This window comes from Methanobrevibacter sp. UBA417 (assembly GCF_002508845.1).
In the GTDB taxonomy this organism is placed as follows: domain Archaea; phylum Methanobacteriota; class Methanobacteria; order Methanobacteriales; family Methanobacteriaceae; genus Methanobrevibacter_A; species Methanobrevibacter_A acididurans.
This window is the reverse complement of record NZ_DAZC01000017.1, coordinates 19,249-43,828: the sequence shown is the minus strand read 5'-3', so window position 1 is coordinate 43,828 and position 24,580 is coordinate 19,249. Positions and strand designations below refer to the sequence as shown.

20 protein-coding genes are annotated in these 24,580 nt (G+C 26.8%); 10 read left to right on the top strand and 10 right to left on the bottom strand.

Annotated elements, in window-relative coordinates:
- Positions 1–12: 12 nt before the first annotated feature.
- Positions 13–1,218 (bottom strand): ATP-binding protein, encoded by a 1,206-nt coding sequence (locus BP769_RS02745; protein WP_409198908.1) that lies wholly within the window; start codon positions 1,216–1,218, stop codon positions 13–15.
- Between the two features lie 231 nt (positions 1,219–1,449).
- Between BP769_RS02745 and BP769_RS02740 the strand changes: the two genes are divergently transcribed.
- A complete protein-coding gene (locus BP769_RS02740; protein WP_409198907.1) occupies positions 1,450–2,283 on the top strand; it encodes a methanogenesis marker 8 protein in 834 nt (277 codons plus the stop codon).
- Between the two features lie 61 nt (positions 2,284–2,344).
- Here BP769_RS02740 and BP769_RS02735 read toward each other — a convergent pair whose 3' ends face one another.
- Positions 2,345–2,656 carry a hypothetical protein gene (locus BP769_RS02735; protein ID WP_409198906.1) on the bottom strand — a complete coding sequence of 104 codons (312 nt, stop codon included), beginning with the start codon at positions 2,654–2,656 and terminating at the stop codon, positions 2,345–2,347.
- Positions 2,657–3,023: 367 nt separating this feature from the next.
- Here BP769_RS02735 and BP769_RS02730 point away from each other — a divergent pair, with 367 nt between their 5' ends.
- The 3 genes from BP769_RS02730 (at position 3,024) to BP769_RS02720 (ending at position 5,251) form a co-directional block, all read left to right on the top strand.
- Positions 3,024–4,220 (top strand): ATP-binding protein, encoded by a 1,197-nt coding sequence (locus tag BP769_RS02730; RefSeq protein WP_409198905.1) that lies wholly within the window; start codon positions 3,024–3,026, stop codon positions 4,218–4,220.
- A gap of 18 nt (positions 4,221–4,238) precedes the next feature.
- Positions 4,239–4,484 carry a hypothetical protein gene (locus tag BP769_RS02725; protein WP_409198904.1) on the top strand — a complete coding sequence of 82 codons (246 nt, stop codon included), beginning with the start codon at positions 4,239–4,241 and terminating at the stop codon, positions 4,482–4,484.
- 167 nt (positions 4,485–4,651) lie between these two features.
- Complete coding sequence (locus BP769_RS02720; protein ID WP_413862003.1) at positions 4,652–5,251, top strand: YigZ family protein; 600 nt, start codon at positions 4,652–4,654, stop codon at positions 5,249–5,251.
- 9 nt (positions 5,252–5,260) lie between these two features.
- Here the strand turns inward: BP769_RS02720 and BP769_RS02715 are convergent, their stop codons facing one another.
- Positions 5,261–7,942 (bottom strand): DUF5814 domain-containing protein, encoded by a 2,682-nt coding sequence (locus BP769_RS02715; protein ID WP_413862001.1) that lies wholly within the window; start codon positions 7,940–7,942, stop codon positions 5,261–5,263.
- A 289-nt stretch (positions 7,943–8,231) separates the two neighbouring features.
- Here BP769_RS02715 and BP769_RS02710 point away from each other — a divergent pair, with 289 nt between their 5' ends.
- Together BP769_RS02710 and BP769_RS02705 are read left to right on the top strand one after the other, a co-directional pair.
- Positions 8,232–8,459 (top strand): hypothetical protein, encoded by a 228-nt coding sequence (locus BP769_RS02710; protein ID WP_409198901.1) that lies wholly within the window; start codon positions 8,232–8,234, stop codon positions 8,457–8,459.
- Between the two features lie 229 nt (positions 8,460–8,688).
- Entirely contained in the window at positions 8,689–8,901 is a 213-nt protein-coding gene (locus BP769_RS02705; protein WP_409198900.1) for a hypothetical protein, read from the top strand.
- An 80-nt stretch (positions 8,902–8,981) separates the two neighbouring features.
- On the opposite strand, the gene BP769_RS02700 is transcribed toward BP769_RS02705, so the two are convergent.
- Together BP769_RS02700 and BP769_RS02695 are read right to left on the bottom strand one after the other, a co-directional pair.
- Positions 8,982–9,320 carry a P-II family nitrogen regulator gene (locus BP769_RS02700; RefSeq protein WP_409198899.1) on the bottom strand — a complete coding sequence of 113 codons (339 nt, stop codon included), beginning with the start codon at positions 9,318–9,320 and terminating at the stop codon, positions 8,982–8,984.
- Between the two features lie 38 nt (positions 9,321–9,358).
- Positions 9,359–10,579: an ammonium transporter gene (locus BP769_RS02695; protein ID WP_409198898.1), complete on the bottom strand. Its 1,221-nt coding sequence runs from the start codon at positions 10,577–10,579 to the stop codon at positions 9,359–9,361.
- Positions 10,580–11,802: 1,223 nt separating this feature from the next.
- On the opposite strand from BP769_RS02695, the gene BP769_RS02690 reads away from it, so the two are divergent.
- The 4 genes from BP769_RS02690 to BP769_RS02675 are packed head-to-tail and all read left to right on the top strand — an operon-like array spanning position 11,803 to position 14,978.
- The gene (locus BP769_RS02690) at positions 11,803–12,381 is read left to right on the top strand and encodes a helix-turn-helix domain-containing protein (RefSeq protein WP_409198896.1); all 579 of its coding nucleotides are present in this window, start codon (positions 11,803–11,805) and stop codon (positions 12,379–12,381) included.
- A 22-nt stretch (positions 12,382–12,403) separates the two neighbouring features.
- Positions 12,404–12,844 carry an acyl-CoA thioesterase gene (locus BP769_RS02685; RefSeq protein ID WP_409198895.1) on the top strand — a complete coding sequence of 147 codons (441 nt, stop codon included), beginning with the start codon at positions 12,404–12,406 and terminating at the stop codon, positions 12,842–12,844.
- Between the two features lie 2 nt (positions 12,845–12,846).
- The gene (locus BP769_RS02680) at positions 12,847–13,299 is read left to right on the top strand and encodes an acyl-CoA thioesterase (RefSeq protein WP_409198894.1); all 453 of its coding nucleotides are present in this window, start codon (positions 12,847–12,849) and stop codon (positions 13,297–13,299) included.
- The gene (locus BP769_RS02675) at positions 13,299–14,978 is read left to right on the top strand and encodes an AMP-binding protein (RefSeq protein WP_409198893.1); all 1,680 of its coding nucleotides are present in this window, start codon (positions 13,299–13,301) and stop codon (positions 14,976–14,978) included. Before BP769_RS02680 ends, BP769_RS02675 begins: the two co-directional genes overlap by 1 nt.
- A gap of 301 nt (positions 14,979–15,279) precedes the next feature.
- On the opposite strand, the gene BP769_RS02670 is transcribed toward BP769_RS02675, so the two are convergent.
- From BP769_RS02670 to BP769_RS02650, 5 genes are all read right to left on the bottom strand, one after another.
- Positions 15,280–16,131, bottom strand: coding sequence for a cation diffusion facilitator family transporter (locus tag BP769_RS02670; RefSeq protein WP_409198892.1), 852 nt, complete (start codon positions 16,129–16,131; stop codon positions 15,280–15,282).
- A 159-nt stretch (positions 16,132–16,290) separates the two neighbouring features.
- Positions 16,291–18,219, bottom strand: a complete 1,929-nt coding sequence (locus BP769_RS02665; RefSeq protein ID WP_409198891.1) for a hypothetical protein — start codon at positions 18,217–18,219, stop codon at positions 16,291–16,293.
- Positions 18,220–18,451: 232 nt separating this feature from the next.
- Complete coding sequence (locus BP769_RS02660; RefSeq protein ID WP_409198890.1) at positions 18,452–19,297, bottom strand: PfkB family carbohydrate kinase; 846 nt, start codon at positions 19,295–19,297, stop codon at positions 18,452–18,454.
- A 61-nt stretch (positions 19,298–19,358) separates the two neighbouring features.
- Positions 19,359–20,240 carry a pyridoxal 5'-phosphate synthase lyase subunit PdxS gene (pdxS, locus tag BP769_RS02655; RefSeq protein WP_409198889.1) on the bottom strand — a complete coding sequence of 294 codons (882 nt, stop codon included), beginning with the start codon at positions 20,238–20,240 and terminating at the stop codon, positions 19,359–19,361.
- A 214-nt stretch (positions 20,241–20,454) separates the two neighbouring features.
- Positions 20,455–24,309, bottom strand: a complete 3,855-nt coding sequence (locus BP769_RS02650; protein WP_413861999.1) for a hypothetical protein — start codon at positions 24,307–24,309, stop codon at positions 20,455–20,457.
- Between the last annotated feature and the right edge of the window lie 271 nt (positions 24,310–24,580).

Here is a 24,580-nt window from a genome sequence, read left to right as displayed (position 1 = left end):
AATAAAAATTACTTAATATTCTTTTAAAAAATCAATGATATTATAATGTTTTATACCATCTTGTGAGAAGTCAAATTGATCTGCACTTATAACAATCTTTGGGAAATTATCATTAATTTTTAATAATTCACCAAATTCTCTTTCTTTTGTTTTTTTACTATCTAATAAGTAAGTTACTTGAATATAAACTTTTTGATCATGTTTTTTACAAATCAAATCTATTTCTTTATTTTTTATCTCACCAATGGTTACCTTATAACCTAATCTTAACATTTCATTATAAACAATGTTTTCAAAAACTTGACTTAAATCTCTATTATTACATAAACATAATGCTTGACGAAAACCATGATCAGTTAAGTAATATTTTTCTTTAGATTTCAAAACTTTTTTACTTACTAAATCTTCTCTTTTTACTTTATGTATCAAACATGCATTTTCACAATAACTTAAATAATTGTATAATGTATTTGGACTTACATTGATTCCTTGATTTTTGAAATATTTAGAAATACTATAACCCGAAAATGTATGTCCAATATTTAAACTTATATAATGCATTAAATTGTTTAAAACCTTTGGATTTTTAACATTATACTTAGTTACTACATCTTTTAAGAGTATTGCATTATATAAATCTTCTAAGTACATTAATTTATTATCTTCATCTAATGTTAAGAGAATAGGTAATCCTCCATATGCAATATATTCATTAAATATTTCCCAATTACTTTTTTTCTTATTATTTTCTTGATAATATTGTGATATTTCCTTAAAACTAAATGGATAAATTGGGATTTCAATATATCTTCCTGTAAGATAAGTACTTAATTCCCCACTTAATAATTTACTATTTGAACCTGTAATATAAATATCACATTTAAAATCTAACATAAAACCATTAATGCTTCTTTCCCATCCATCTACATTTTGTATTTCATCAAAAAAAAGATAAACTTTATTTTTTTTATTTTCTAAAATTTTTGTAATATAATTGTTTAATTCTTCATTAGTTTTTATGTTTTGAAATTTGGATGAGTCAAAATTTAAATAAATTATATTAGATTTTAATATTCCCTTGTTTTCTAATTCTTCCATTATTAATTTTAGCATTACAGATTTTCCGCAACGACGTATACCAGTTAAAACTTTTATGATATCTTTATCAATTAATGGTTTAATTTTATTTAAATAAGAATCTCTTTTTAATGTATACATTTTTAAAACCTTTTTATAAATTTTTTAAAAAATTGTTTCCAATTATATTATATATAAATAGAATATTCCATATAAACTTTTTTAAATACACTGAAAAAAATAGGAAAAAACATACAAATTTTAAATACACTGAAAAAAATTATAAAAATGAATCTAAAAACTTTAATAACTTAAAAAAAATAGGAAAAAACATATATAAGATTTAAATCTAAATATTTTAAAAGTGATAAAATGGATGAACACATTATTGAAGCATTAGGTAAATCTAAAATAGTGATTAAAGATGGGAAAATTGTAAACATTGGTGAACCAAAAATAGATTACTGCCCACTATTTCATAAACATAGAAATATTGAAAAACTTACTAAAGATAAAATAAAAGAAAACATTGAATTTCGTATAAAAGATTTTGGTATGTGCACAGCAGAACGTGAAATCAGAATGAAAGACTTCTTAACATTCGGAATCTCTGAAATAACATCATCATTAATTGAAGAAAATATTATAGATTGTGCCGTAATGGTCTGTGAAGGTTGTGGAACCGTAATATTAGATAATCCTGAAATTGTTCAAGGAGTAGGTGGAAGAGTATCTGGACTTATAAAAACAAGCCCTATACCTGAAATAATAGAAAAAATAGGTATTGAAAATGTAGCAGATCCCAAGAATACTACAATTAATCAAGTTGAAGGTGTGAAACTTGCAATAAATAGAGGTTTTAAAAATATTGTTGTAACTTTTGCAGGTTGTGATGGTTTAAATGAAATCCAGAAATTAAAAGATTCTAATCCTGATGTTAATATTTACATTTTTGGTGTTCACACCACAGGTTTAAGCAAGAAAGATGCAAGTGAATTAATAAGTAATTGTGAAATTATAACTGCTTGTGCTTCTAAATATGTTTGGGAGATTTGTGAAGAAAATAATGTTTATAAAGTAGGTGAATCTGTACCTATTTATGCTATAACTCCAAAGGGTGCTGAATTTTTAAAATTGAGATTAGATAAAATTGGTGGAGTTAAGCCTAAAAAAGATAATCCTAGAATACCTGAACCATTAATTTAAAATTTTTTTAAAAAAAAGTAGAATAAAATTGTGAATCTCCCATATAATTAAAACGGGAGATTTAATAACCATTACTTATAGAGGAGTCTTCACTATATTGGGTTTCATTGCTTGTATCCATTCCGAGTAATGATTTTACAGTATCTTTAACATTTGTTAAGATATCTTGATTATTATTAGAAGATTGAGTATTTGAATCCCCATCACTTACTGAATAATCAGAACTTACACTACCTGTATCACCATTATCAGATCCTGTGATTGATGATGTTTGAAATGCACCATATGTTGCCATTGCACAGCAGGCACTTAAACCGAATGCTATTATTGCAATTACAAAAAATACTAATGCTGTTGCTGCTTTATTTGCCATTTATTTTTTCACCATCCTTCAATAAAATTTTTGTTAATATAATTCTTTGTATATGTATGTTTATTATTAAATATAAATTTGGCCCCAAATATTAAAAACTTGTTTTTCTGATTTTTATTTTTTTAATAATTTTAAATTTATAATTTAACAGTAAATTTATTAGTTAATCTAAATTTTTTTTAAATACTCATTTTTTTTGAGTGTATTTTTTAGTTTTAGAGTAAAAATTAAAAATTTACTAAATTTTGTATGTACAGTATAAAAATTTAGTAATTGCATATTTTTTGCAGTTGTAGACGCAAAACTTTTATATATTATGAAGACAAACAAAAAAACGTGACTAAAAAAATAGTCAAAAGTGAAAAAAATGACAATAGAAAGAGAAATATACACGAATCAAATCAAAGAACTAATAGACCAAAACTGTATAAAAATACTAGCCGGAATAAAAAGAGCAGGTAAAACAAAAATACTAAAAAATACAATAGAAGAATTAAAAAAAAGACAAACCAAAAAAGAAAACATTACAGAAATTAATTTTGAAAATGGAACATACCACAAAATCAAAAATAATACCCAACTAGACAAAATACTAGAAAAAAAAATTACAAAAGAAAAACAATACATATTCTTTTATGAAATCCAAAATGTAGAAAACTGGAATGAAAGTATAAATAAATTACAAAACACCAACACTGATATTTACCTCACAATCAGCAATAAACACAAATTAAACGAAAAATTACAAAGATTAAAACAAGATTATAAGATAATAAAAATCTATCCCTTAAATTTTAAAGAAATAATAGAATCAAAAAAAGAAAAAAAAGAAAAATACAATGAAAAATTAATATTTGAAGAATACTTAATATCTGGAGGAATACCATACGTTTCTAATTTAAATGAAGATTTAAAACTCACTTATTTAGAAGATTTATATAATTCCATAATTTTCAAAGAAGTAGTTCAAAAAAATCCCATAAAAAGTACTATGATCCTAGATCAATTAATAAGATTCATCACATTAAACATTGGTTTCCCATTCTCAGCAAATAGTATTTCAAAATATTTCAAAAAACAAGGCCTAAAAATTAGTCACGAAACAGTTTATAATTACTTAACTTACTGTGAAGAAGCATACTTCATACACAAAGTAAAAAGAGAAGATTTAATAGAAGATAAAGTCCTAAAAACTAATGAAAAATTTTACCTAACAGACCACGGATTCAGACAAGCATTATGTTTAAATAACACAGAATGTTTAAGTCAAATCTTAGAAAACATAGTTTATATGGAAATGTTAAGACGTGGCTATAGTATTACAATAGGTAAACTAAGAGATAAAGAAATAGACTTTATTTGCATTAAAAATGATGAAAAAATTTACTTCCAAATTACAGATTATTTAACCTGTGAAAATGATGAAAAAAGAGAATTTGGAGAATTATTAAAAATTGAAAATAATTATCCAAAATTCGTAATAAGTGCAGATGAAACTGATTTTTCACAAAAAGGAATAAAACATTATAATATAATAGAATTTTTAAAAACCAAATCAATATAATAAAAGGATTGATAAAAAATGTTAGTAGAACTTATAGCACTTATTGGTGCTGCAGAATTAGATAATTTATTAATTGGTACTTTATCTGGAGCAAATGGTGTTCCATTTTGGATGATTTTAGCTGTTGATATCGTTTTAACTGTAATAGTATTATGTGTTGGAAATTATTTTGGAGGATACTTCCAAAGCTATCATGAATTAATATCAAGAATCGCTGGTGTTGTTTTCATAATCATTGGTGTAAAAATGTTTTTATTACTATAAAAAAAGAAAATTTATAATTTTCAATTTAAAAAATCTTTTTTAAAATACTACTTACTTCTTTTAATTATTAAATAGGAATCTCCTAAAAAAATAGTTTTTAAAGAATAATATTAAAATATTAAAAAAAACAGAAAAAACTATAATCAAATTTTGGTGACTACTTTTTTATGAAAACCATTAAACAAACATATATTAATGAATTAAACATTAAAAAATCAGAATTCATCTGTAGATTAATACCTTCAACTAATGAAAAACAAGCCAAAGAAATAATTAAACAAATATCTGAAGAATTTAAAGATGCAACACACAATTGCACTGCTTATATTGTAGAAGAGGGTGAAGGTTATGATGATAACGGTGAACCTAGTGGAACTGCTGGAAGACCTATGCTTAACATTTTAAAGAAAAATAATCTTCAAAACATCACAGCAATAGTAACTAGATATTTTGGTGGAATAAAATTAGGTGCTGGAGGACTTGTTAGAGCATATAGTAAAAGTGTGCAAAACACTTTAGAAACCGCAGAAATAGTTGAAATGGAAAAATACCAAACAGTTCAATTAATATTTTCTTACACTATTATAAAAAATGTGGATAATGAAATCAGAAACCATAACTTAAGAATAATTAAAAAAGAGTATATGGAAGATGTGAAATACACTATAGCTTTATTAAATGTTAAACTTTTAGAATCTATTAAAAGCAAATTACAAAATCAAATACAAATAATTAATCTTGGTGAAAAATTCCTTGAAAAACAATGAAAACTTTATTTATCCTTTTTCTATAACATTAATTAAATTATTACAAGCTTTAACCATTTTCTTATTATCAAATGCTTTACTTATGCGTTTAATAGCATCTAAGTTACGGACAAAAGTATCTAACCAACTATAAATATCTCCAGGATAAGCTTGTATTTGGTACTCATTATAGAGTTTACGACTAATATCATTAGGATCTTTATGTTTTAAACGTTGCTCTAAAATTATCATAGTAACTCCTCTTTGTAAGCAATCACAAAATGGACGATCATTACATTTACAACGTAAGAAATCTATTTGTAAACGAAGTAATGCTTCTTGAAATTTTTTATCTACTTTAGCTAGAACATCCCCAGAGGATATAATATCTAAAGTGGATTCGCTGAATAATCTTGTTGAAAAATTCATTTTCATACTGTTAGATATTTGTTTATGTATTACTGGAGAGAGGTATGCATTTTCAAATAATTCTAAATCCATTGCAATGTTTTCTATTTTTAATTCTGGATTATTTTTATCTAAGTGTTTATAATTCATTTTTTTAGTTTTTTTGTTCTTAGTTTTATTTTTATTATTTTTTTGTGATTCTAAACTTTTATGTGCTGTTTGTTTTTTTGATGAAATTTTTGTAATACGTTTTTGCATGTAAGGTTTGTTAATAAACTGGTTTAAGTAATCTCCACGTTTAAGTGAATTCTTCACATATTCACCATCTTCCGGTGATAAAAAACTCATACTTACAGCACGACCATACTTTGAAGAGTTAACATTTTTATTATAATCAAGGTCTAACATTTTATTATCTATTAATTCATTTACCCCTATATCAAGTTCTATAGGAATTGGTTTTTTAGAGTAAAAATCATGTATCATTTGAATATTAGTTAAAGATCCACTACTAACATCAGCTAAAATCTCTTCTAAAGTACCAGATTCAGTATAATTAACATGAACATCTTCAACATCACTCTCTAATAAATTTAAAGCAGTAACTTCCTCAGATATATTATCAAATTCATTATCAATTTCAGGTAACAAATAAATCATACCACGATCATGATAACTAGGACGCCCAGCTCTTCCAAGCATCTGACTAAATTCATTAGGACTAATCCATTTATTACCCATAAGTAAAGATTCAAAAATAACTTGACTAGCAGGGAAATCCACACCAGCAGCTAAAGCAGCAGTAGTTACAACAGCAGCAATCTTACCTTTACCAAAATTCTTCTCAATACGCTCCTTCTTATAATAAGATAAACCTGCATGATAAGCACTAGCATTAATTCCCTTATTACTTAAAAAATTCGCAATTTTATGAGTTTTACGACGAGAATTAGTGAAAATAATAGTTTGACCTTTAAAACCTTTACTACTCTTACTATGATACTCCTTTTGAACAAGTTTCTTCATAATTAAACGTTTTTGAACCTCATTTCTAACAAAAACAAGATGTCGCTCTAAAGGTACAGGACGTTGATCATATTCCACAAGTTTCATATTAAAAGCATCAGCTAAAACTTTAGGATTACGAACAGTAGCACTTAAACCAATCAACTGAGTCTTCGGGAACAGATTACGAATACGATTAATTAAACCATTTAATCTTAAACCACGATCCGGGTCTGAAATTGTATGAATTTCATCAATAAGCACTACTCCAAGATTAGTTAGTAAATCCTTCTTACCACTACGTAACATGAAATCTAAACCTTCATAAGTACCAACAATAATATCAGAATTAGTAATATTAGAATCTGGTAAGCTTAATTCATTTTTAGCATGTATACGATTTTGTCCAACTTTAATTGCAACTTTTAAACCTAAAGGTTCATACTTCTTTTTAAAATCACGATACTTCTGATTAGCAAGTGCAACAAGAGGTGTTAAAAAAAGAAACTTCTTACCATTTAAAGCCTTAGGAATACCTGCAAGTTCACCAATTAAAGTTTTACCACTACCAGTAGCAGAAACAACAAGCATATCCTCATCACGCATCACACCTTCACGTATAGCAAGTAATTGCACAGGTAAAAGTTTTGCATCAGGATCCCTAGTTAATACTTTTTTAAATGGTTTAGGAACTTTTAATCTACTCATCTTGATTTCAGGAAACTTATTATCATTCACTTTAATCTTATCAAAAAGTGTTAAATTATTATGTTTTAAAGGATCAAACTTAGGAGATAACATTTCAAGTACAGTATCTAAACTTCCAGTTTTCTGCAAAACTCTACTAAAATTTTTAAAAACATGCTTATCATATCTTCGAAGTTTCATCTCTCTTTTAATAGTTTCTTCAGCACAAGTTTTACAAATTCTTTGATCATGATAAGAGTAACTATAATCTTTACTAATGATTGTTACAAACCCTTCATATATACAATGTGGACAAACTTTAGTATGTCTTACTTTTATATTAGAACTAGTTAAAAAATCTTCTATATCCTCATCATGACTAGCTAGAAATACTGCTTGTGAGCGCAAGAAATTTATAGCATCAGAGGGAGGATATAATTTATCCTCGTTTTCAGTTTTCTTAATATATTTGTTTAAGTTAAAACCTGCTTCATCATAGTGAAATTTAAGTGTTCCTACAAATTCAGGTTCCCTTCTAGTGTTTAAAGCCCCTTTAGGAGAACCTATAGGATACATTTTCCAAGCATTTTTACTTTTTCTTAAAATAATCATATTAAATATAATTATATATCTTATTTTTAATATAAATTTCCCAAAAATAATTAATCTTTTTAAACTTAAATAAAAAAAATAATAAAAAATTAGACAAAAAAATAAATTTCTAAAAAAAATGTTTCTTTAATTATTAATCTAAAGATTAAAACAATACTTAAAATTACAATACTTTAAAAATAAGATTTAATTATAAAAATAAAACAAATAAAAAAAAAAACAAAAAAAATTAATATATCTTAAGTATAATAATAAAATATTAATAAACATTTTTATGGAGGTGAAAATTATGGTAAATAAATATTTAGCTACAATAATCTCATTTTTCTTACCAGGTATTGGAGAATTAATACAAGGTGGAGAAACTAAAAAAAATATTATAATATTCATCATTTATCTTATACTCGGTGCAATTATGTTCTCCACTAAAGGTAGTATTGTATACAGCATATTAGCAATCATAGTATTAATATATTGTATTTACTTTGCATATGATACTTACAAAATGAGTGAATAAAATTAAAAATTTAAATTTTGGGGAAAATTTTTATTTATTAATTTCCCCTTATTAACCCCTTAAAATACTAATTTTTTATAAACACGAAATATTTTTTGATACTATTTCTACAAAATTCATCTTTTTATTATATTAAAATGATAGTTTTAAATTTCATAAATAATAAGAGTTAAATACTTATGATTTTAAAGTTTTATTAATTATAAGTTTAATAAGGAAATTATTTATAATGGTTGAAAGTGTTTTTGCAGGAATAATTAGTTTGATTATGCCCGGTTTAGGTCATGTTATGCAACATGATCATATTGGAATCTATTTTTTAATTATTACTTTTGTTTTTTGGATAGTTCTTAGTTTTACAAGTAATATTTGGGCAGGTATAATTTATTTAGTTTATATGATTTTAGTTGCTTTCATGGCTTATTGTTTACCTGAAGTTTAAAAAAAAAAGTTATTTATTAATTTATTATATTTAGTAATTTTAAAAAAAGGAGAAAGAAGGTGGGATTTGGATTAGATGCATTATACTGCATCGTCTCCTCTTTCACCTGTTCTTATTCTTATGACTTCATCAATTGGTGAGATGAAAATTTTACCATCTCCAACATCACCAGTTCTTGCAGCATCTATTACTACTTGACTAACTTCTTCAACATCTTCGTCTTTGACAATTAGTTCTACACGTGTTTTTGGGATTAAATCTATACAATAGTTTGAACCTCTGTATGATTCTTTTATTCCTAATTGTCGTCCTCTTCCTCTAATTTCGGAGATGTTCATTCCATCACACCCTATTCTTATTAAGGCTTTTTTTACATCTTCTAATTTTGCTTCACGAATTACTGCTATTATTCTTTTCAAGTTATCATGACTCCATTAATAATATATTGTTTTTGATCTTATAAGTTGTATCCGGATTCTTCGTGAAGATTGGTATCTAATCCTTCTACTTCAACTGATTCTTCTACTCTTAGACCCATTGTTTTATCGATTACTTTAGCAATGATATAACTTACACCAAATGCCCATACTATTGAGACTGCAGTTGCAAGTAATTGTATTCCTACTTGTCCTGGATTTCCATATAATAATCCTGATGCTGCGGAGTTAATGAATGGGGATGCGAATATACCTGTTACGATTGATCCAAATATACCGGAACATCCGTGTACACCAAATACATCTAATGCATCATCGTATCCAAGTCTTTCTTTAATGTAGTATACTGCGAAGTATGAAACTAATGAAGCTCCAAGACCAATTATAATTGCTGCTGGAACATCAACAAATCCTGCTGCAGGAGTGATTGCTACAAGTCCTGCTATGAGTCCTGTTATTGCACCTAATACTGTTGGTTTTCCAACTTTTATAGCATCAATAATACACCACATGATGAGTGCTGCACATGCTGCTACTATACTTACAAGTATTGCACTGGAAGCTAATCCTCCAGCTGTTAATGCAGATCCTCCATTGAATCCTAACCATCCAAAGAATAGGAATGCTGCACCAAGTATGGATGTTGTTAAGTTATGAGGTAATAATGTTTTTTCTTTACGTGCACCTAATACTAAGATAAGTGCTAATGCGGATAGACCACAGTTAATATGAACTACTGTACCTCCTGCGAAATCAAGAGCTCCGAGGTTCATTAACCATCCTCCACCCCATACCCAATGACATATTGGTAGGTATACAAGTGTTGCCCATGCGATAATAAATACTATCCATGAAGATGTTTTCATTCTTCCTACTACTGCACCTGATATTAATGCTCCTGTTAATGCTGCAAATGTTAATTGGAACACTATATAAAGCATTGTTGGTATTGATCCATTTAATGCATCTGGAGAAATTCCTGACATAAATAGGTTTGCAGGTGCTCCTATGATTCCATTAATTGTTGAACCAAAGGCAAATGAATATCCATAAGTTACCCATATTAATGCAATTATTGCAAATGCTATGAGTGTTAAAAACATTGTGTTTAATACGTTTTTCTTTTTAGCTAGTCCGCCATAAAAAAATGCGGCTCCAGGTATACTCATGAGTAATACTAGAATAGATGCTACTATTATCCATGCTGTATCACCTGAACTTAATGCTGCGATTGCTGACATATAAATCTTCTCTCTTCTGTAAATATTATTTTTGATTTTAAATTAATTTTTTTTGTGAGGTTTTCCGTTATTTTTTTATTAAAATTTTTTTTTGAATAAACAAACTTTTTAAATTAAATGATTAATTAGAAATTTTTTTTTAGCTTATAAAATTATGAATTTTTTTTGAAATGGTTTTTGATTATTCTTAAAATATTTATCATATTCTTTTTGAATTAAGAATCATTTCTTAAAAATGGATGTTTATTCAAAAAATATTTATTGCCGGAATACGGAAACCACCTTCCGACATAATAATGTTGTTTACAAGAGTATTTAAATGTTTTGGTAAAAAAATAAGAATCCAAAACCAACATTAAAAAGATAAAAAATAAAAAAAACAAAAAAACAAAACTAAAAAGATAAAATAAAAACATAAAACCAATAAAAATAGAAATAAAAATAAAATACATTATAAATAAAAATTTAAGATAAAAAAATAGGAAAAAAATTAAAAAAATATGAATCTTAAAAAAACATGCAAACCGGAAAAAATTTGAAAAAATTACCGGCACAACACTAAAATAATGATCTGAAAAAAATAAAAAATAAAAAAATATTTAAAAATAGGGAAAACACTAAAAAAAATAGTAAAAAAATGTTCAAACAATAACAAACTTTAAATGATAAAAAATTCAATATTAAAAATGTATAATAGAAAATTATACAAAAAATATATATAAAAACTATTTTAAATACAAAACAATTAATATAGGTGAACAAACTTGAATTCAATAACAAAAGGAGATACAATAAAATTATTATCCATAGGTTTGTTAACATTAGGTTTGAGCAGCATCGCTGCTCAATACACAGGGAACATAATAACCAATAGTCTGTACCCAACAGATATTCAAGTAAATTAACTACAATATAATAGTAATTTCACACCTACAAAAAAAAATAATTTATCTGAAAGAGAAATAGAAACCAAACAAATAAAAAATAAATAATTTTATCAAAAACTTTCAGAAAAAATAATCATAAAAATAATTAATATAATATAATAATTATTATTATAATAAAAAAAATTAAGATTAAGATTTTTTTTATAATTAATTTACTAATTTTAATAAAAATTAAACTACAAGAATTTTACTAGTTTAAAATATTTTTAAAAACTTCCAAAAAAAAAATAACAACTTAATATTAAAAAAATTTTTCATAATAGGATGGTAGAAAAAATGCCTGAAAAAAATAGTATAGGATTTAAAGTAAAACAGATGAGAGAAACCCAAGACATGGAAATCAAACAACTAGCAGAAGATAGTGGAGTAAGCCTCCCTATAGTAAAAGCTATAGAAAAAGGAGATGTGATACCATCACTCACACCACTAACTAAAATATCTCGTGCATTAGGAGTAAGACTCGGAACATTCCTTGATGACACCCCTGAAGAAGATCCAATAATAGTAAGAGGGGGAAAAAGTGATCATACCGTATACTTCAGTGGAAGAGAAAATGTAACAAATAGTTCAGATTTAGAATTCCATGCATTAGCAGCAGGAAAAGTAGACAGACATATGGAACCATTCATAATAGATGTTGAATCTAAAGAAGAAAACTATGAATTATCTAGCCATGAAGGTGAAGAATTTATATATGTTTTAAATGGGGACATAGAATTAGAATATGGAAAAGAAACAAGTATACTAAACAAAGGTGATAGTGCATACTACGATGGAATCGTACCACACCACCTTCACAGTTATCATAAAGAAAAATCACAAATATTAGCAGTACTCTACACTCCAAAAGATTAAAATAAAATGGGAGAACATAAAAATGTTTGAAATAACAGTAACTCCCCGTTTTGGAGATATAGATGGTTTAAAACATGTAAACAATAATAAAATGGTAGACTGGTTTGAGCTTGCTAGAAATGAAATATTTAAATTTTTCACACCAAATTTAAGCTTAGAAGATGAAGACTGGAAATTAATACTTGTACACAATGAAGCAAACTTTGTTGGACAAACATTCTTTGGAAAAGATGTAACAATCTTATCATATATTTTAAGAGTTGGTGAAACCTCATTTACCACAGGGGAAGAAGCATGGCAAAATGGAGAATTAAAAGCAGTTGGAAAATCAATTCTTGTATACTATGATTGGATAAACAATGAACAAATGCCAATACCTGAGGACATAAAAGAAAAACTTAATAAACACTTAATAAGTGAAGAAGAAATCGGAAAACACATACCAAGTATGAAGGTGAAATAAAAATGTTTGAAACTATAGTTCAACCACAATTCGGGGACATTGATGCAATGCGTTGTGTAAACAACACAGTGATAGGTAACTGGTTTGAAGTTGGGAGAAATGATGTATTCAGATTTTTCACACCGGATTTAGACCTACATTATGAAAAATGGAAACTTATAATGTTGCGTACAGAAAACGATTTTGTTGGAAAAACCGTTTATGGTAAAGATGTACTTATAAAAACTTACATATTACATATTGGAAACACATCTTTTGTTACAGGCCATGAAGCATGGCAAGATGGAGAATTAAAAGCTAAAGGAAAAAGTGTAGTAGTTAACTTTGATTTTATGGCACAACACAAAGAACCCATACCAGAAGAGATTAAAGAGAAACTTAGAGAACACTTAATTAGTGAAGATGAAATAGCAAATGATTGCTTTTTAAAGAAAAATAAAAAAAATAATATATAATGGTGGTGTTTAAAATTTCAGAATTATTCACAGAAAAAAGTCTAGGAGCATTCTTTGAAGACATGGTAAAAAAACAACCAGACCATGAATTTTTAGTTTACCCAGACAGAGGACTACGTTTCACATACAAAGAATTCGATGAAAGAGCAGATAATCTAGCAAAAGGATTACTTGGAATTGGAGTTGGAAAAGGAGATCATGTTGGAATATGGGCAAAAAATGTGCCTGAATGGATAACATTCATGTTTGCAACAGCAAAAATTGGTGCAGTACTTGTAACAATGAATACTGCTTACCAAAAACATGAAGTAGATTATGTATTAGAACAATCAGACATGAAAGCAATAGCTATGACTGATGGATTCCGTGACACATCTTACTTTAACATAATGTATGAACTAGTACCAGAATTAAAAACACAAGCAAGAGGAAATCTTCACAGTAAAAAATATCCACATTTAAAAGATATAATCTATATTGGACAAAGAAAACACCGGGGAATGTACAATACTAATGAATTACTTTTATTAGGTCAAAATGTTGCAGATAAAGAATTAACTGATGCAAAAGCTAATGTGGATCAGAATGATGTAATCATGATGCAATATACTAGTGGTACAGAAGGATTCCCTAAAGGAGTAATGTTAACAAGTAGAAATATTGTAAACGATGGATTTTATATTGGGGAAAACATGAACTATACTAATAAAGATCGTTTATGTTTAATTGTACCATTATTCCACTGTTTTGGAACAGTTCTTGGAGTAATGTCAGTAATCACTCATGGTTCAACACTTGTAATGTTAGAAGAATTCAACCCATTACTCACTTTATCTAGTATCCAAAAAGAAAAATGTACTAGTGTTTATGGAGTTCCAACAATGTTCATTGCAGAATTAAACCATCCTATGTTTGATATGTTCGACTTAACTAGTTTAAGAACAGGTATTATGGCAGGTTCCACATGTCCAAAAGAAGCAATGAAAGCTGTAATAGATAAAATGAACATGAAAGAAATCACAAGTGTTTATGGATTAACTGAAGCAGCACCAGGATTCACACAAACATGTGCAGAAGATACTTTTGAAAAGAAAGTTAACACTGTAGGTAGAAAATTCCCAAACATTGAGGTTAAAATTGTAGATCCTGAAACTGGTGAAGAATTACCTCAAGGAGAAAAAGGGGAAATAATGTGTAAAGGATTCAATGTGATGAAAGGATACTATAACATGCCTGAGAAAACTGCTGAAACCATTGAACCTGATGGATGGTTACACAGTGGAGATTTAGCTGTGGAAGATGAAGATGGATATTATAGTATTGTTGGACGTATTAAAGATATGATTATACGTGGAGGGGAAAATATTTACCCTCGTGAAATTGAAGAATACTTATTCACTCATCCATGTATCCAAGATGCACAAGTAGCAGGAATACCTGATGAAAAATATGGGGAAATCGTAGGTGCATTCATAATTAAAGAAGATAATTGTGATGACTTAACAGAAGCTGATATAAGAGACTTTTGTATAGGTAATATTGCAAGATTTAAGGTTCCTAAATATGTATTCTTTGTAGAAGAATTCCCATTAACTACTAGTGGAAAAATTCAAAAGTATAAACTTGGAGATTTAGGTCTTAAATTACTTGAAGAGCGAAAAGTAAATGGAGATTTATAAATTAAATTTAAATTCTCCAAATTTTTTTCCTTATTTTAAAAACTTTTTTTTATACTCACAAATTATCAAATACTTTTTTTTATTAGTTCTTAGTTTTTTATAAATATTAATTTATAGAAAAGTGAAAATTAAATAATAGATATATACATTTATTATTACTTTTTAAATAATAAGATTAGAAGATAGGTTTAAACGGATGGAAAGATTAAAATTATTGAAAACAAGAAAAGATTTAATAAAATAATGAAAGGAATCTTTAAAAATATTGAAAATGAAAGTTGATGGTGTAAATGAAAAGTTTTTAGGTTTTAAACTCAACTGTAGAATCACTAACATCATAATTAGAAGCAATATTATTTACTTCATCTTTAATTTTAAATAAACTATTAGCATCAGTCATATTTGTCTTAATCTTTAAAGTGAGAACATTACTAATTCCATCAAGACTCCACACATGTAAATCTTCAACACCAATAACACCCTGGATGTTTGTAACTTCTGATTTAAAAGTTTTTAAATCAAAATCATTAGGTACTGATTGTACCAGTACTTTTAAACTACGATAAAGATTATTTCCAAGATTATAAATAATCCATAAACTAATACCGATACTAGCTAAAGGATCTAAAATAGGAATATTATAGAATACAAGCACAACACTTAAAATTAAAACAACAATCCATTCAACAACATCACCAAACAAGTGAACAAGAATACTTCGTTCATTAAATGTTTTACCTCCATGTAAGGCATAAACTGATAAACCTTTTAAAAGGATACCTAATAGGGCAACAAGAACCATACCAGTTGAAGAAGGTTCCACAGGTGCAAATAAACGACTAAAAGCTTCATATAATACAACGACACAAGCACAAATAACAATAGTACTTGTGAGTACTGCACCTAAAACACTAAACCGTTTATATCCATAAGTGTAAATATAATTTCGACCACGTTCAGAAAACTTTTGCAAAAACCATGCAATAAAAATTGCAAGAGTATCACCAACATCATGAACAGCATCTGCAAGAATCGCAATACTATTAGTAAGTAATCCTCCAACAATAACAATAACATTAAAAAGTAGATTTAAAACTAGTGCAAAGGATAAATGCACAGTAGCTTTATGATTATAATCATCTAATTTATTCATAAATAGTTTTATGTTTTAAACAGTATATAATATTATATAAGATAAATTAATCATATGAGCAAATATTCATATGAAAAATGTTTTAAAATATATAAAAACTAATTCTATAAAAAAAAGAACTTAACAAATAATCTAAAAAAAATAAAAAATTAAATTTAATTAATAAACAGTAATTGTACCCAAGGTACTGCTTGCTAAATATGGATTATCCCCATCAAAAGAACAATCTACTTTATAACAACCAATATTTAAATTTATAGGTAAATTATACTCCCCATTAGTATCAGTGGTAACATAATAAGTTTTACTAACACCATCACTTAAACGGGATAATTTTAAATTAACAATTCTATTTACTATAGGATTTCCCCACACATCACTCAATTTACCAATTAAAGAATTACCACTATCAAATGTTTCATTAAAATTATTAACAATTAGATTAGTATTATAAAGGTTTGTTATAATGTTATAATAAGTGAAAATTGTTGATGATGTATACTGATTATTTCCAGAATAACTTGCATTCATACTATAGGCACCTGTTAAAAGATTAATAGGTAAACTTGCAATACCTTCATTATCAGTTAAAATCTTATATACCTTGTTTAATCCATTACTTAAATTAGTAATATTTAAAAGAACTTCTTCATTGGATAAAGCTTTACCAGTATTAGTTGTTAATTTAACAGTGTATTTATTAGTATAACCATAAATTACAGAAACATTAGAACTATTAAGAATAGTACTAGTATTAGTTGATGTGAAAGTGAAATTTTGATTACCTACATTAATTAGTATATTATCTAATTCATATGATGAAACATTAAAATCTGTAGTTCCATTAATTAAAATATTTGTATCTATTAAATTATTATTATAATATAAATTAGCGAAAACTGGTAAATTAATATTATCCTTACTAGAAGTATTAGATGAGGCCATTTCAACAGTTATTATACTATTTTTATAGGTAGCTTTAGTGTTTAACCATGTAGATGGTAAACCTACATCATTTTTAATATCATAGTAAGATTGGTTAAATTGACTAATATTGGTTAAAGGGTTATTTATTCCCCACCAGTTATTATTAAAATTACTAGGTAATGAACAACGATAAATGTAAACATCACTACCATTTAATGCAATATTATTAATAAAACTATTAAAATTACATTCAACACTTGAAAGTACAGATCCATAAGCTTCTTCAACATATACTCCTGCACCATAATCAGCACTATTATTTTTAAAAACATTACCAGTTATATTATTTGCACCATAGATGAATAAACAAGCACCTTTTTTAGCATTATTAGAAATAAAAATATTATTAGTAATATTAACAGTTATTGCATTCCATTCATAAACACAAGCACCCCATTCACCTGCAGTGTTATTTATAAAAAAGTTACCTATAATTTTTCCACTACTGTAATTATTTAGGGAAATTGCACCCCCATCATAATCACATTTACAATTTGCAAAAAAGCTATTAGTTAAGGTTAAATCCCCATTAAAACAGTTTATTGAACCACCGTTATGACCACTACTACAGTTATTAAAAAAGGAATTATCAATTATTAAATTTCCACCAAGATTAGCTATACAACCACCATTGTTACTAGCATAGGCACCTGTGAAATTACAATTAGAAATAGTAACTTTTGCATCATAAATGTCTAAAGCACCACCAAAATTACTAGAACCTCCAATAAAATTTAAACCAGCAAACATAATATTAGTATTTTTTCCTGTTATGGTGAAAATACTTGTATTAAAATTTGTAGCATTGATAATAGAATTTTCATCACCAATAAAATTTAAACTTTTATTAACAATTAAACCGGACTCATGATATGTGCCATTGCTTAAAACAATATTACAACCTTCACTGGCATTATCAATAACAGTTTGAATATTAGTATTATTATCCACATAAATATTATTAGTAGTATTAGAATTTAATATTACATTATCATTTGTATAATTATTTGTATCAACTGCAAAAGCTGAAGGAACAGATAATATTAAGACAGCTAGCGTTACTAAAATAATTAAAATATTTAAACACTTAAAATTTTTCATATTTTCCTCCTAATTTTAAAAATAAATAAACGACAAGTGATACATTACATATCGACATTTAAAAATATAAAATTAAAAATATATAAAACATTCCCCCCTCAACATTCAAAATAAAGATAATAAATAAATTAAAAATAAATAATCAATAAAAACTGAATAAAAAAAATTTTAAAATAGGGATATCAAAAGAAGTTTTAAATGTTTTTATAATTCAGAAAATAAAAACAAGGATTTATATTAGTTTACCCCATTCTATTTTTTTACTAGTGATTTCAGATGCGAATTCTGCACTATAATTAATACTATACCCATTTAATCTTTGTGAAATATATGCTGCCATATAAGTATCTCCAGCTCCTGTTGGAAAATTTTCTTCTTGGACTTTAACTGCAGGTACAGAAATTGTAGTATTAGTAATTTTAGAATGTATAAGTGAACCTTTATGTGCTTGTGTTATTATTGTTTCTAATGGTCCTAGTTTAGATAATTTATATGCTATTAAATCTAAGGGATCATTTGGATATAATGTTTGTGCTTCAAATTGATCTAAAAATAAACCAGTTATATAAGGTAATATTTGATTAAGGTCCTTATTTTTCTCTAATTTTATTTGATTATTCTTAGATTGTGTTCTTAAAAGTCCTTGTATACTTAAATAGATAGGTGTTTTTAATGTATTTAAATATTGATAAATATTTAAGTTGAAATCTGTTTTTAATAGAGGATTTAAGATTATTGCTGAGAAATTTATATTTTCTGTTAATGGTTTAATGTCTTCTATAGTTATTGGTGTATTTGCGAAGTTACTTGTTTGTATTCTTTTTTCTGGTGTTAAGTATTTATTAGTGAATGTTATTGTTTCTTTTTTATATATTGGATGTATTTTTTCTGGATTAGGGAAGTTGTTTATTAAGTTTTTATCTTCAGTTTTTAGTGATAGGATTATTTGATATGGGGTTTTTAAGTATTGGTAGATTTGACTTTGGTAGTATAAGGCTCCACCTGTTTTTTCTATTTTTTGTGTTTTGTTTATTAGTATGTCTTTACTTAGTGGTCCTATTGCTAATACTGGTTTCATATTAATTTCTTACCTTTTAGTATTATTAATGTTTTAAAAAAATAAGAGTAAGAGAAAGGTTTTATATTCCTCTTTCTTGCATTCTTTCAGAATCTGAAATGTTGGAGATTTCTATTCCTTTCATTGCTTCTCCAAGTCCTTTGGATACTTCGGCAAGTTTTTCAGGTTTATCATAATTAGCTGTAGCTTCAACAATTGCTTTTGCAAATGCTTCTGGATTACCTGATTTGAAGATTCCAGATCCTACAAATATTCCATCAGATCCAAGTTGCATCATTAAGGATGCATCTGCTGGTGTTGCAATTCCTCCAGCTGCAAAGTTTACTACTGGTAAGTGTCCAAGTTTTGCTGTTTCTTCAAGTAATGGTAATGGTGCTTCTATGACTCTTGCATATTCTCTTAATTCTTCAGTGTTTTTGTTTTGAACATCTCTGATTTCCCCAGTTACCATTCTCATGTGACGTACTGCTTCAACAACATTTCCTGTTCCTGGTTCTCCTTTGGTTCGTATCATTGCTGCACCTTCGTCGATTCTTCTTAATGCTTCTCCGAGGTTTCTTGCTCCACATACGAATGGGATTGTGAATTCTTTTTTGTTTATGTGGAATTCGTCGTCTGCTGGTGTGAGTACTTCACTTTCATCTATCATGTCTACTCCGAGTGTTTGAAGTATTTGTGCTTCTGCAATATGTCCTATTCTTGCTTTTGCCATTACAGGTATACTAACTGCATCTACTACTTCTTCTACGATAGTTGGATCCGCCATTCTTGCTACTCCACCTGCTTTACGGATGTCTGCTGGTACTTTTTCTAATGCCATTACTGCTACTGCCCCTGCATCTTCTGCAATTGCTGCTTGTTTTGCATTTACTACATCCATGATGACTCCACCTTTAGTCATTTTTGCAAAGCCTTCTTTTAATACGTCTGTTCCTTTTTCCATTCTATAATTCTCCTAGAAAATTTTTAAATTGTATTTTTTTATAATTTTTAAAGTTTTATATTAATTAATAATTTATTTTTTTAAGTATTTATAAATATTTATATATACAATACTATTATATAACTATTGTTATAAAAGTTTTTGTATAAAAAAAATAACTTAAAACAAGACAATAAAAAAAGAAAAAGAAAAAAAAGTTTTAAAATTTTATATATTAAGCTTTAATACTTAAACTTGTGTTTGCAATACTAGATTCATATTCATTTGTACCCGTGAAACTGCATTGAGCAGTATATGATCCTTTAGCTAAATTAATAACTAAACTATATACTCCATTAGTATCAGTATATACATAGTATGTTTTACTTAAACCATTACGTGAATTATTAAGATTAATACTAATCATTTGATTACTTAATGGTTCACTTTCACTATTTATAAGTTTTCCAGTAAAAATAAGACCATAATTAACTTTAGCAAGAAATTCATCAGCACTTAAAACAGTAACAACCTTATTAATAAGTATTGAACCATTAATTATAGTTGATAGGGAATAAGTAACATTTTTAACAGTTAAACCATTAAAACTTCCACTAACACTATATTCTCCAGGGTAAAGGTTGATTTCTAATTGATACTCACCAGTATTATCAGTTGTACATGGATAAATTTTACTTACACCATCACTAAGACGTGTTAAGTTTAATAAGATATGTTGACCAATTACAGGTTTACCATTAATATCTAAGAGTTTTCCAGTTAAGTTTAAACCATCACCATAAGTTTCAGTTAAATTATTCACACTTAAAACAGTACCAACAAATGTCATATTAGCTTTAATACTAATACTACTATAAACAGGACCTATATTAAGGTAAGTGTTATTTCCAATGGTTTTTCCAAGATAACTTGCACTAGCACTGTATTCTCCTACTGCAAGATTAATAGGTAAAGCATAATCTCCATTAATATCACTTGTAACATTATAAACCTTACTTAAATTATTACCTAGATTAGTGAGATTTAAAAATATCACCATACCATTTAAAGGAGTACCATTAAATGTAGTTAACTTACCTGTAAGATTACCAAGTAAACCAACAGTCATAGTATAATTGTTTAAAGTTAAAACAGAATCAATAGGATTAGTTACACTAATATTACAAGACCCATTACACTTATTAATATCCTTATTTCCAGGATAATAATAACTTAGATTATAAGTTCCAAGACTATAATTACTTAAATCAATACTAGCTAAACCATCCTTATCAGTGATTAAAGTATAATTAGTTCCATTAATAAGTACAGTGATATTAGCTTCATTAATAGGAATATTATTACTTGTTAAGTTAAAATTTAAAACTTTACCTTTAACATCGTAAGTGAGAATAATATTAGAATCAGTTTTTAATTTATCAACAACATTAATATTACTAAATCCATTAGATGATGTGTATAAATTGTTTCCAAAGTAAACATAATCTACATTATATGATCCTAAACTTAAATTGTTTAAACTTAAACATGCCACACCATTCACATTTGTCACAACAGGATAATATGTATTGTTAAATACGAATAGTAAACTCTCATTACTTAAAACATTACCATCTAAAGTCTTTAAACAAACAGTATAATTAACACTACTATTAATAGTGCTGAGATTAAAACCCTCAAAATGTGTAATTTTTTGAATGAAAATTAGTGAACTATTACTAGATTTAATATAATTATCATCACCACGGAAAGTGTAAGTTAAAGTATAAACACGTCCACCAGGTAAACCATTAGGAATAGAGATAATTCCATCATTAGTGAAACCATTCACTCCATTAATATTATAATAAATAGTTTTACCAGTTAATAATTTAGTTTTATAAACATCATACAAGAACACAGGAACAGTATTAGAATTAGTACCTTCAATGAAAATATAATGATCCATACTATTATTCACAAAAGTCTTCCGAGAATTTATAGTAAAATTCACTTGTAAACCAGTCCTATTAGTATAATTATAATCACCAACAAAATTATAATTCAAAATATGATTTAAAGCAGCAGTTAAATCTTTAGAAACAGGAATACTAACTTGACCATTACTATTAGTAATTAAAGTTTCTGCAGTTAATGAATCAAAATGATACTTAATAGTCTTACCCTCTAAAGGATCATTAGACTTTGAATCAGTTAAAGTCACAATAATAGCATTATCCACACCATAAGTAAAAGTATACTTAAGATATGGAGTACTTATATTTGGAGTTTGCTGAATCACATTAATATTAGTAGTAACCACATTAGATTTTGTGTAATTCTCATCACCCATAAATTGATAAGATAAAGTATAATCACCAACTTTTAAACCAGTTATAGGTAAAACAAATGCTTCACCAGATACTGCCTCTTTAGATTCTTCACCATTAAAAGTATAAGAAATCTTTTTATTAGGCAATAAATCCTTAGAAGCATTATAAAGATTAATAGTCACAGTATTACTTTCACTATTAAAAATAAAACTATAACTCACATCAGTAGTATTAATACTAGTAGCTTGAGGATTAATAGTAATAAATGTTTCACTAGAAGATTTTGAGTAATTTTCATTACCACCAAAATCATACTTCAAAGTATACTCACCACCAGCCAAATTAGTAGGAATACTAAAAGCCTCACCAGACTTAACAGTAGGCATACCAGAAATTTTCTCATTACCTAACCATAAAGTACAATTAACAAGATAACCAGGAAAAACATTGTTATTAACATCCTTCAAATTAACAATAACATTACCAGAACTATAACCATAAACAAAACTATAACTAACATCCTCAGTATCCAACCAAGATTCCTGAGGATTAATATTGAATGTTTTTTGTTCTCCATTAACAGAGTTATAGTTAGTACTTTCCTCATAATAATAATTAAATGTATGAGAACCACCTTTTAAACTACTTGACAAAATGATAGTCACTTTACCCTCAAAATCAGTAATGGAAGATTGTTCAATACTTTTATCAACCTTATACTTAATAGTTTGATCAGGTATACCGGCACCATTAAAATCATTTAAAGTCACAGTAATAATATTATCCTCTGCACCATAAACAAAAGTATTAGGAATGATTGCATTAATAGTTGGAGTTTGAGAGCTAGCCTTTAATGATGCTCCAAATTTAGATTGTGAATATTCATCCTCATTATTGCTGGTGCAAAAATTTACATCATACATAGAAGAAAGAGAATAAGTTGAAGGTAATAAAAATGTCGGTTGACCATTAGAATTAGTTGTTATAAAAGTGAGATTATTAGATTTAAGGGTTATATTGAATATTTGAGTACCACTAGAATTTGTAGTAGTTTCAATCATATGAGGGGTTTCCCCATAAGTGTTATATTGATTATAATTTGAAGTTAATTTAAGTTTGTGCTTAAAATTTAATTTTTGAGTATAATCATAAGCAGATAATTTATTTTGAAGACCATGATATAAGGTATAAACACTTAAAGTAGGCATAGTATGAGTTAATGATACCCAACCCTTAGGATCAGTTTCATTTATTATTGATGTAATAGTGTCCCCTTCTAAATAATAATTAATAAATTTATCAAAGGTTAAAGCACTTTCATTTTTAGCTACCTGAAATGTTAAACTAAAAGTTAATCCAGAGCAAACAAAATCAGATGAATACGAATCAATATAATTTTTATTAAGATATGACTCAAATTTGGGATTATAAAATTTTAAAAGATTAACTTCAGAACTCACTTCTCGTGAATTTAGTCCTGTATTCACATCCTTAGATTCTAAGAGTTTTTCTTCACAGTCTGTTTGTAATGAATCTATTTGTGTTTCTTCATTAATAAGTTCATTTTCATTTGATACATACATCGTATCAACATATAATTTTTCATCATACAAATTATCAGAACATGTAGTTATGTTAGTATTATCTGTTATTTGAGGATCACTTGCACTTACTGTCACCATGGCGGCAGTAGTTAAGATGGATAATAGCAGCGTTATTATACATATACTGATAATGTTCAATTTTTCATTTTTCATTTCCTAAATATTAATATACTCCATTTTTTTTTAATTATTTAATTTAAATTTATTTGATAAAGGAATTATTAATTCCACTTAAAAAAACCGAAATAATGGAAAATAAAAATTATATTTAATGAATAAAATTAAATTTTTTTAAAGGAATTATATTCGTATTGAGTAAAATTTTTTTTATATACTATTTAAATCCTTTATCTGTTGAATAGTTATGAACATAGGATAAATATATAATTTTTGATTTGATTCTCTTAAAAAATTTCTAATTAGA